This is a genomic window from Proteus sp. G2674 (assembly GCF_009915195.1).
Taxonomy (GTDB): domain Bacteria; phylum Pseudomonadota; class Gammaproteobacteria; order Enterobacterales; family Enterobacteriaceae; genus Proteus; species Proteus mirabilis.
The window spans coordinates 19692-31165 of record NZ_JAABLS010000020.1 but is presented as its reverse complement, the minus strand read 5'-3'; the positions used below and the strand labels follow the sequence as shown (position 1 = coordinate 31165).

The window sequence follows — 11474 nt, the reverse complement described above, 5'->3', positions numbered from 1 at the left end:
TTGAGTCAAGGAATGTGTTTATTGATTATATTCTAATCAGTTGTTGTCACTTAGCAATAATATGCTGGAGTTATCTCTTTTTTATAAAGAGAAAAACGATTTCTAGCTAGCTATCTCGGCGCACTTTATTTTTATATAGTGATGATGAATAAACCAGCATAAAATAAATGATTAATAATCAGTGAGTTATTTTGTTTGTTGATTTTTTGAACGCATAACTATTTTGTACAAATGGCGTCAACTATGATAAAACGCAATAGTTAGTTATAATTCTTAGATAATTATTCTTTCCGGTGATAGAATGCCAACCTTGTTTTTCTCTGTGTTGAACTCTTTGTTAAGAATAACAATTCAGTATGAATAACACCGCGCTTTAACTCTGTCTTGAATCACAATGTTTTTGGTAAAAGCAGCCCAAAAATAAGGGCATAATAGAATAACTAGAGGTTTTTAGTGTCAACTGCAAACACACCTGAAGATGAACAGAAACCGAGTCTGAATGCGTTTAAACAGCCTCGTGCATTTTATCTCATCTTCTCAATCGAATTATGGGAACGTTTTGGATATTACGGCTTACAAGGGATCATGGCCGTTTATCTGGTTAAAATGCTGGGTATGAGTGAGGCGGAAGCTATCACTGTTTTTGCCGCATTTACCGCATTAGTTTATGGCTTTGTGGCAATTGGTGGCTGGCTTGGCGATAAAATTCTCGGGACAAAAAGGGTTATTGTCCTAGGGGCTATTGTGCTGGCAATTGGTTATGCCATGGTTGCTTTCTCCGATCATGATAAAGATATGATTTACTGGGGATTAGCCACTATTGCGGTGGGTAATGGTTTATTTAAAGCCAATCCTTCCTCTTTATTAGCCACCTGTTATGAGAAAGATGATCCACAATTAGATGGTGCATTTACCATGTACTATATGTCGATTAATGTGGGATCATTTTTATCCATGTTAGCGACACCATGGTTAGCGGCGAATTATGGTTGGGATGTCGCTTTCGCATTAAGTGTGGTGGGGATGTTGATCACACTGGCAAACTTTATGCTATGTCGCGGTTGGATCAAAGATAAAGGCTCTAGGCCTGACTTTGAGCCACTAAACTACCTGAAACTGTTATTAACGCTGGTGGGGATTGTTGCTTTAACTGCGGTATCAACGTGGTTATTACATAATAATGAAGTGGCAACATGGTCTTTAGCGATTATTTCATTAGGTATTATCCTGATTTTTGCCCGTGAAACTTTTATGATGAAAGGGGTTGCACGGCGTAAAATGATCGTCGCTTTCTTACTGATGGTGGAAGCCGTGGTATTTTTTGTTCTTTATGATCAAATGCCAACATCATTAAACTTTTTTGCGATCCATAATGTTGAACACGCTATTTTAGGCTTTAGTGTTGAGCCAGAGCAATTTCAATCACTTAACCCATTTTGGATCATGCTAGCTAGTCCATTATTGGCTGCTATATACAACTTTATGGGTGATAAATTACCCATGCCTTATAAATTCACAGTGGGAATGTTTTTGAGTGCAACTGCATTCTTAGTATTACCATTGGGGGCGAGTATGGCAAATGAAGCTGGTATCGTTTCATCATGGTGGCTTGTTGCCAGTTATGGCTTTCAAAGTATTGGTGAGCTGATGATCTCAGGATTAGGTCTTGCGATGGTGGCCCAACTAGTGCCACAGCGTTTAATGGGCTTTATTATGGGCGCATGGTTCTTAACATCTGCGGCAGCTGCAATTATTGCTGGTAAAGTGGCAAGCTTAATGGCCGTTCCTGAAGACGTACAAAATGCACACGCATCATTAGAAATTTATAGCAGTGTATTTTTACAAATAGGTATCGTAACAGGTGTTATTGCACTGTTAATGCTATTTACTGCCCCTATGCTGAGTAAAATGACACAGTAATATGTGAAATTTATTGTCAGACAATAAAAGGATGCTCTAGGGCATCCTTTTTTATATCTATTTAAAAATAAAGTTAATTTTAACAAAAAATATCTATAGTACATTGATAATGTTGTTTTTTATTTATACTTGTCTTTTTGGAAAACATATTTCAAATTAATAAAAATCTACTCATTATCGTTGATCTTAAAATGTAATGTTTCAGTAATGATCTCAAGTCCTGTAATGTCTTGATAGGGCCAATTTTGCGGAAAATTTTCTTTTTTACAATCTTATCAATTGATTGATATATAACAAGATTAAATTCAGATAAACTACAGTGATTAGATTAATTATATTGATGCAACAACACCACCTATTAGGGTGGTGTTGTTGTGAATAATAAATTCTAAGGAGAGTAAAATATTTCTTGCTAGCAACGATTAACTAGCGACTTTATCAACTTGCAATGCTATCTCTTTTTCCCGTGAGCTGGTGTTTACCGCGATCCACCCTTTATAAGCTAAAGGTAAGAATGCGATAACAATGGCTAATGCAGAAACAGCTGCAACATAATAAGCTCCTGCCATTGCCGTTTTTTCCAACCAAGCGCCCGTTAACATTGGCGTTAAGCCACCAAATACGGCATAGGCCATATTATAAGCAAAAGAGAGGCCAGAAAAACGAATTGAAGGAGGAAATGCTCTAGTACTCACAATTGGCGTTGTGGCAATTGCACCGACAAAAAAGCCCATCAAACCATAGTTAAATGCTAATTGGATACCAGACATATTGGCATCTAAGCTTCCATAAAAATGGAATGCGGTAACAATTAATCCACCCCATGATAAGGTCATGGATGCACGGGTTCCTAATTTATCCCCCAACCAGCCCCAGAAGATACATCCTAAGGTCAGCGTTAAGGTGGCAACACAGTTAGCTTCTAACGATGTTGTTCTGTCTATTTTGTAGATCCCTTCAACAATGACACTGGGTGTCATCAAAATAGTAACAACAATAGCTGTAGATAAAGACCATGTTAATGCTGCAGTAATTAAGCAGGCTTGTTTATGGTTTTTGATAACCGAAACCACCGGCATTTCTTGTGCTAAGGCTTTTTTAGCTGCCATCTCTTTAAAGATAGGTGTTTCTTGTAAAAAACGACGTAAATAAACCGAGATCAAGCCAAATATACCACCTAAAATAAAGGGAATTCGCCATGCAAAATCATTCACTTCTTGAGCGCTATAGCTGCGTTGTACAATAATAGCGACGATAGAGCCTAATAAGATGCCACCAGTAATACCGGATGTTAAGGTACCCACCCCTAAGCCATAACGCTGTTTCGGGGTGTGTTCGGCAATAAATACCCAAGCCCCGGGCATTTCACCACCGATAGCCGCCCCTTGCATAATACGCATCAATAACAGTAATAACGGTGCAGCCACACCGATGCTGGCATAGGTAGGTAATAAGCCAATCACCAAAGTAGGTACAGCCATTAAAAAGATACTTAAGGTAAACATACGTTTACGGCCGATAATATCGCCATAGTGAGCCATAATGATGCCACCTAAAGGACGAGCAAGATAACCGGCAGCAAAAATACCTAATGTCTGCATCTGAGCGATAAAAGCGTTATCACCAGGAAAGAATAAATGGCTCAATGTTTTCGTAAAGAACACGAAGATCACGAAATCATAGAACTCCAATGTTCCTCCTAGTGAGGATAAACCCAACGTTTTATAGTCGTTGCGGTTTAAAGGTCTTGCCGTAGGTTGACTCAACGGCTGAGTGGAGTGTGATTGTGATGTCATAATAACAACCTATATTAATCATCGTGATAAAAAAGAGTAAATAACCAAACCATCAATAAAATTCTTAAAAAAGTTGATCACAAAGGTGGCAATAAATAACGTTAAAAAGTTATTTATCGTCTTTTATACAAGAAAGAATAATATTGTAATGATGTAAATAGTTATATCAGGAAGCTCTTTATGAAGTAAAGAGCATAAAATAAAACAATCTGATAAGTTGTCATTGTGAACATCTGTAGTTTTTAATGCTAAGTTTTGTTTATTTTGTGATTTTTAGGGCGGTTTTTATTTTCTTGTGTAGTTTTTTAATAAAATTAGAGGTTTTGTTCTTACCTTTATTTTCATTTATTAGTTATGGTTAAAAAAACTATTTATTGAATATCATTTCAATTTTTCTAAATTGAATTAAATAATAAAATTAGCGTTATTTTAATTTATTATTTCTTGTGAATTAAATAATAATTAGATTATTAATTAATAAATATTGATGTTTTGTAGCAATATAACCTGTTATTGTCATTATTTTTAGGGTATTCATCTAAAGTGAATCTAGTTGTTCATTAGTTTTAAATTTCTTAAAATTGAAAATTATTGATATTAAATGTCAATCAAGTTGGTTATTGTAAGCATGGTTACGCATTTTTATTTAAAATATAGATTTTAAATAGTTAAATGATAAATAGGGAAAAACAGCAAAAATCATCTCAAAGCGTCATTATCTGGTTATAATTACATCAGATGTCGGTGGATATAGCAGGGGGGAATGATGAATTCAATTTCGATAAGTGCGGTGTTGTTAGCCGCGATTGTGCTATTTGCATCTGTGTTTGTTGTCGCTTTAGCTAGTAGTCTGCTACTAAAAAAAATGCTGTATGGGAGTCTGCAACAAGATAATTTATCAGTCAGTGTTGCGGTAAGAAGAACGTTTATGGTATCGCTTGTTGTCGCATTACTACTGGTCTATTACTCTCTTTCAACAATAGCCTAAAAAATCTATAAAAACAAAAACGCCACTGTGATGTACTCTACAGTGGCGTTTTTATCTGTTTTGTTAAACTAAGAAAATAGTAGCTAGGCCTAAGAAAATAAAGAAGCCACCGGTATCGGTGATCGCGGTGATCATCACACTTGAGCCAATGGCCGGATCTTTACCCAGTTTTATCATGGTCATCGGTATTAATACTCCCATCAAGGCAGCCATTAATAGGTTGAGTACCATGGCCATTGTCATTACGGCGCCCATCGCAATATCACCATAAAGGAAGTAAGTTACAACTCCCATTATTCCCCCCCAAACAATACCATTGATAAGGGCAACACCTAACTCTCTTAAAATTAAGAACGAGAAACTACCAGTCTGAATTTGATGTAGTGCTAATGCACGCACAATCATAGTAATGGTTTGGTTACCGGTATTTCCCCCAATACCTGCAACAATAGGCATTAAAGTTGCTAAGGCGACTAATTGGGAAATGGTATGCTCAAACACACCGATAACACGAGAAGCGACAAAAGCAGTACATAAGTTGATAGCAAGCCATGTCCAACGTGTTTTAACCGCTTGCCCGACAGGGGCGAATACATCCTCTTCTGGGCTTAACCCCCCCATACGACGAATGTTAGTATCGCTCTCTTCATGCATATTATCGACGATATCTTCAACGGTTAAACGTCCCATTAACAGGCCATTACTATCAACAACTGCAGCCGAAATTAAGTCATAACGTTCGAACGCACCCGCTGCATCTTCGCCTTTCTCTTCGGGCATAAAGCTGACAGTATCGGTTTTCATGACATCAGAGACCCGTTTATCCGGCGACTGGGTTAATACTGTGGTTAAGGGTAATTCACCTAACAGATGATTGGCATTATCAATAACGAAAATTTTATCCGTGGCTTCAGGAATAGAGCCACGTTGGCGTAAATAACGTTGAACCGTTTTTAATGTTACGTTGCCACGCACGGTGACAAACTCAAAATCCATCATCTGTCCAACACTATCCTTCGGATATTGCAGGACTTCTCTGATCCTATTACGCAGACTTGGTTCTAAATAGGTCAAAAGACGACGCATGGTATCACGGGGTAAATGCTCCGCAATATAAGCCTGTTCATCCACATGCAAAGAAGCGACTGAGCGTAATAATTCACGATCCGTCATATCTTTAATTAGGCTGTCCCAAACGGCGACAGAGGCTTCGACTAAAACCGCACCACGCTCATTATTATCAACCAAATGCCATAACGCTAAACGTTCGTCATAGGGAAGGGCTTCAAGAATATCTGCAATATCTGCCGCGTGTAGATCTTGTAGTAATTCTCTAACAGTGGTGATTTTTTCATGAAGTTCATGGTGGCTCAGCCTATCACTTTCACTTGCTTCACCTAACACTGTTTCAACAAAACGGTCATCTTCAAGAAAGATGTTCAGAATTTGCTGACGCAGGTGTGCCACTTTTTGTGAATATGGATTGATGGCAGCCGCAGTATCATTATTGATAGCTGATTGAGACATGTTATTCCTTTTTAATTCTTACGAGGGAGATAACCATTAGTATTCATTATTCCATTTTAGGATGATTATCGGTCTTCTCCATATAAAAAAATAGCGATCTTGAAAATATTACATTGGGTATTTTCATATTATCGTCACAAATCAAACCTTACGTTGTTATGTGATAGTTGTTGTATGATAAATGCAACAAAAGACGCATTATACCGCGTCTTTTTCTGTATAATATCATATTGTTAAGCAGATTCCTCTTTTATATCCAGTTTCCAGCCTGGAACGGCCTGCCAATGCTCCTGTTCTTTTTCTAAATCCAATTCCATCAATGTGTTATCGGCAAGATAATTTTTAGGAAAATAGAGTGTCCAGTGATTATCATCGGTCACTAAACGTAAAGAAACCGGTTTAGTGGTTGATTGACGCTGATTATTAAGTAGTGTTGCTAACCTAAGTATTTGTACTAATGGATAATACTGTTTCTTTTTATATAGATTAAATTTAGGTAACTCATCAAACTTAATTGCTTTGCGATGATAACGAACTAATGTAGTTAATAATTGTTGTTGTTCTTGATTAAAACCGGGTAAATCTGTATTCGAAAGAATATAAGCAGAATGACGATGCAAACCACTTAAATTGATACTTAATCCCACTTCATGCAACATCACCGCCCATACTAAAATCGCTTCTAGATCAGGACGAACCAGTTTAGGATTTTGTTCCGCCCACTGAGCATACAGTGATTGCATTGTGGTGAGGACGCGCTTAGCTTGTTCACGATCGATATTATAGTGTTCAGCAAGGCTTTTGGCGGTACGCTGGCGAATATCTTGATGACGAAAACGGCCTTCCATTTCATACAATACACCTTCACGTAATGCACCATCAGATAAATGGAGAGCCTTTAAGCCTAGGGTATCGAAAATACCGCATAAAATGGCTAAACCAGGTACAAAACTGTGTTTACGTTCATCGGATAATCCCGGTAGGGTGATATCCTTAAATTTTTTAAACCGTAGTACCTGTTTGGTCAACATTAATAGGCGTTCAGGGGTGATCACACCATCTTTTTCACCAAATTCAACCAAAATTTCATGTGCAGCCTTGATAGTACCCGATGCGCCTAATGCGACATCCCAGCCGGTCATTTTATATTGCCAAGCAATTTTTTCCATTTTACGTGCTGCTTTTTCGCGAGCTTTACGAAAAGCGGATTCGCTAATTTTTTGGTTCGGGAAAAATTGACGGCTAAAGCTGACACACCCCATACGCTGGCTTTCGATCAAGATGGGTTCAAAATTTTCTCCGATCACTAATTCGGTAGAGCCTCCACCAATATCAATCACTAGCTTACGCCCTTTTTCAGATTGCGTATGCTCAACGCCCATAAAGATCAGGCGTGCTTCTTCGTGACCAGAAATAATTTCAATAGGATAGGGCATCACCTCTTTTGCGCGTTGCAAAAAGACTTTGGCATTGCTAGCAACCCGTAACGTATGTGTACCGACCACAGTGACATTTTCTGCTGGAAATCCCTGTAACCTTTCAGCAAAAAGGGAAAGTGCAGAAAGCCCCCGCAACATTGCTTCTTCACTGAGTTTATCATTATCATCAAGGCCATCGGCAAGATATACCCGTTGTTTTAAACGACTTAATACCTGTAAGGCACCATTGACAACACGGGCTATGATCATATGAAAACTATTAGAACCAAGGTCTATAGCCGCAATTTCTAAAGGACGTGGTGAAGAAGAGTCATCTTGTAATAAAGGCATTGATTACGCTCGTGATCCTGGTTGTTCTAATGATTTAAGGTATTCATATACAGCAAGTTGGGCGCGGATCTTACGTTTATTTCCTCGAGGAACATAGCTATTTGTTAGATCTTTATCTAAATATCGTGCTTTTACAGTATCATTAAACTGGATCTCAAGAATATCCAAAATACGCTGTTTTAGCTGAGGGTCGAGTAGTGGTACGGCAACTTCAATACGATAATCAAGGTTACGAGTCATCCAGTCTGCGGATGATAGGAAAATTTTCTCATCCCCTTTATTGGTAAAGACATAAACACGATCATGTTCTAAAAAGCGGTCAACAATACTGGTGACCTGAATATTTTCACTAAAATCGGGCTGATTAGGGACTAAAGAGCACATACCGCGTACTAATAGGCGGATTTTAACACCTGCTTGAGAGGCATCATAAAGACGATTAACTAACTCTTCATCGACTAAATTGTTAACTTTTAAGGTAATACCCGCAGGGTGCCCCGCTTGAGCATTGTGAATTTCATTTGTGATCAACTGGTTTAACAAAATACGTGAGTTTTGCGGTGATACCATTAAATGTTCAAAAGTCACCGGACGATAAGGGTTTTCAATAAAATTGAACACTCGACGTACTTCATTATTAATTTCTGTATTCGCGGTTAACAGAGAATAATCGGTATAAAGGCGTGCGGTTTTTTCATTAAAATTCCCGGTACCAATATGCGCATAGCGAATGATTTCGCCTTCTTCTAAACGAGAAATAATAAATAATTTCGCATGAATTTTTAAGCCGGGCGCTGAAAAGATAACGTGGACGCCAGCTTCGGTTAAGCGTTTAGCCCAATGTATATTCGCGGCTTCATCAAAGCGAGCTTGTAATTCAACGACCACAGTGACACGCTTACCATTGTGGGCGGCGTGGATCATCGAATCGATAATCCGAGAGTCTTTTGCTACGCGATAGATATTGATTTTTATTGAAATGACACTGGGATCAAAAGACGCTTGGCGTAATAATTCCAATACATGCTCAAAGGTATGATAAGGATAATAAAGTAACACATCACGTTCACGAATTGCATCAAAGCCATTACGGAAATTATCAAACCAAACATGGCGTAAACGAGGAATAGGTTTATTTAATAGAAACTTACTTCCCTCATTAGGAAAATTAATAAAGTCTTTAAAGTTGTGATAACGCCCACCAGCAATGACCGAGTCATTATTAGATAAACCTAATTTGCTACGCAGTAAAGCAACCATTTCATCGGGCATATCACGTTGATAGACAAAACGAACAGGCTCAGCGGTAAGACGTTGTTTTAAGGTAGATGACATCATTTCTAATAAGCTGGATTCCATTTCAGTGGCTAAATCATATTCAGCATCACGTGTCATTTTCATGGAATAAGCATTTAAAGAATCATAGTCAAAGAAGCCTTTAAAAATCTCATCAAGACAATAGCGTAAGATATTATCCAGCAAAATCATTGACTTTTTCTTACCTCGGCCTTGTTCTGTAGGCAGAATAACAAAACGAGGGACTTTATCAGAGGGGATCTCTAACAAAGCGTAGTGAATAGTTTGCCCCTGAGCAATTTCAACGGCTAAATATGTGTAGTCATCTTTTAAAAACTCAACCAAATTAGTTTCAGGGTTGATAAGGATCGGCGTGATATGTTTTCTTAAGTTTTGGCGAAAATATTGGCGTAACCAAATTTGTTGATTAGGTGAGATTTGCCGTTCATTGATTAAAAAAATCTGATTACGCGCCATCTCTAAAAGCAAGTCGTTATACAGTGCGTCGAATTCTTGGTCGGCTTTGGCAACTTTAGATTGGATTTTTTTGATTAAATGACGAGCGTGACTAGAGCCAGAGCGTGAGCCGCGCTCCTCATTAATTAAAATACGCCGTTTTACATCCGCAAAGCGAACTTTATAAAACTCATCAAGATTATTTGAATAGATCCCCAAAAACCTGACCCTTTCGATTAGCGGGTTACGTTTATCTGCCGCCTCTTGCAATACTCGCTCGTTAAACGCAAGCCAGCTGATCTCTTTATCAATATAGAGTCGTTCTTGGGACATCTGAACTCCAACATGGGTTAAAGTTAAATCTTATTATCTGAATTAATCAGACATATTGTTTTATCGTTGCACCCGGTTTAACAAAATTTTCCGGTCTTGCTGCTTTGGCTTTTTGTTCAAAATAAGGGGCTTGGAATGTACACATTCTAATCGCAGAACGGTAAGAGCCATTAACAAAAAACTCATCTATTAAATCACCTTCTTTCTTAAAGCCAAGCTTTTCATAAATATGAATCGCTTTAGCATTCTCTTTATCGACGATTAAATAGAGTTTGTATAAATTAAGTACAGAAAAAGCGTAGTCCATCGCTAACTTTGCCGCGCGGGCTGCATAACCATGGCCTTGATGAGCAGGGGCGATAATGATTTGAAACTCAGCACGACGATGAACATAATCAATTTCAACCAGCTCAACTAAACCGACTTTTGTGCCTTCACTTTCAGCAATAAAACGTCGTTCACTTTGGTCGTGAATATGTTTTTCATATAGGTCGCTTAACTCAATAAAAGCTTCATAAGGCTCTTCAAACCAGTAGCGCATAACGCTAGCATTATTATCAAGTTTATGGACAAAAGGAAGGTCTTCTCTTTCGAGAGGACGTAATTTTATAGGTGGAACTTTCTTACCACCGGACATAAGCACCTCGGTGAAAATGCATTGAATAAAAAGAGAAAAGGGTGACACAATAAAAGTCACCGCGGGCTACAGTGTAGCACAAAGTGACTTTTTATCTTAAGTGAAACCGTTAATCAAGATTGTCAAACAGAACATTACCATCAAGTAGCGCCCGATTATCTATCATTTTTAATCTCTCTTCTGCCAACCAACTAATTGCGAGAGGATAAATGCGATACTCTTGTGTTTGTATTTTTGCTTGCAAACTTTGTTCGGTATCATCAGGAGAGACGGGAATACGCGCTTGAATGATCATCGGGCCACCGTCTAATTCTTCCGTGACAAAGTGTACGGTAGTACCATGAAAAGTATCTTTATTTTCAATAACTTGTTTATGTGTATGCAGACCGGGATATTTGGGAAGTAAAGAGGGGTGAATATTTAATAGCTTATGCTGATAATGGTTGACAAATAACGGCGATAAAATACGCATAAAGCCAGCAAGAACCACAATATCAGGCTGATAGCCATCAATTTGAGTGATTAACGCTTTATCATAAGCTTCTCTATCAGGATAATCAGCCGGATCGATAAAGTAAGCAGGGATATCCGCTTGTCTCGCTCGTTCAAGGCCATAAGCTTGTGCTTTATTGCTGAAAACAGCCACAACTTGGCCTGCGATTTTATGCGCCCTACAGGCGTCAATAATTGCCTGTAGGTTGCTACCATTTCCTGAGATCAGGACCACAATATTTTTCATGGGGGTACTTTTA

General features: G+C 38.2%; 8 protein-coding genes. 2 read left to right on the top strand and 6 right to left on the bottom strand.

All coding sequences use genetic code 11. From position 1 onward, the window contains the following. The first annotated feature begins 453 nt into the window (after window positions 1-453). The gene (gene dtpA / locus GWI58_RS09745) at window positions 454-1920 is read left to right on the top strand and encodes a dipeptide/tripeptide permease DtpA (protein WP_004243443.1); all 1467 of its coding nucleotides are present in this window, start codon (window positions 454-456) and stop codon (window positions 1918-1920) included. A gap of 422 nt (window positions 1921-2342) precedes the next feature. On the opposite strand, the gene GWI58_RS09735 is transcribed toward dtpA, so the two are convergent. Next, the gene (locus GWI58_RS09735; RefSeq protein ID WP_004248292.1) at window positions 2343-3716 is read right to left on the bottom strand and encodes an MFS transporter; all 1374 of its coding nucleotides are present in this window, start codon (window positions 3714-3716) and stop codon (window positions 2343-2345) included. 766 nt (window positions 3717-4482) lie between these two features. On the opposite strand from GWI58_RS09735, the gene GWI58_RS09730 reads away from it, so the two are divergent. Beyond that, a complete protein-coding gene (locus tag GWI58_RS09730) occupies window positions 4483-4704 on the top strand; it encodes a hypothetical protein (RefSeq protein WP_094959483.1) in 222 nt (73 codons plus the stop codon). 63 nt (window positions 4705-4767) lie between these two features. On the opposite strand, the gene mgtE is transcribed toward GWI58_RS09730, so the two are convergent. From mgtE to purN, 5 genes are all read right to left on the bottom strand, one after another. Then, on the bottom strand, window positions 4768-6231 hold the full coding sequence (gene mgtE, locus GWI58_RS09725) for a magnesium transporter (protein ID WP_004248289.1): 1464 nt from the start codon (window positions 6229-6231) through the stop codon (window positions 4768-4770). Window positions 6232-6464: 233 nt separating this feature from the next. Further along, window positions 6465-8000 carry an exopolyphosphatase gene (gene ppx, locus GWI58_RS09720; RefSeq protein WP_004243438.1) on the bottom strand — a complete coding sequence of 512 codons (1536 nt, stop codon included), beginning with the start codon at window positions 7998-8000 and terminating at the stop codon, window positions 6465-6467. Between the two features lie 3 nt (window positions 8001-8003). Beyond that, window positions 8004-10085 (bottom strand): polyphosphate kinase 1, encoded by a 2082-nt coding sequence (ppk1, locus tag GWI58_RS09715; protein WP_004243437.1) that lies wholly within the window; start codon window positions 10083-10085, stop codon window positions 8004-8006. Window positions 10086-10131: 46 nt separating this feature from the next. Continuing rightward, window positions 10132-10722 (bottom strand): spermidine N1-acetyltransferase, encoded by a 591-nt coding sequence (gene speG, locus GWI58_RS09710; protein ID WP_004243436.1) that lies wholly within the window; start codon window positions 10720-10722, stop codon window positions 10132-10134. 109 nt (window positions 10723-10831) lie between these two features. Further along, window positions 10832-11461, bottom strand: coding sequence for a phosphoribosylglycinamide formyltransferase (gene purN, locus GWI58_RS09705; RefSeq protein ID WP_004243435.1), 630 nt, complete (start codon window positions 11459-11461; stop codon window positions 10832-10834). Between the last annotated feature and the right edge of the window lie 13 nt (window positions 11462-11474).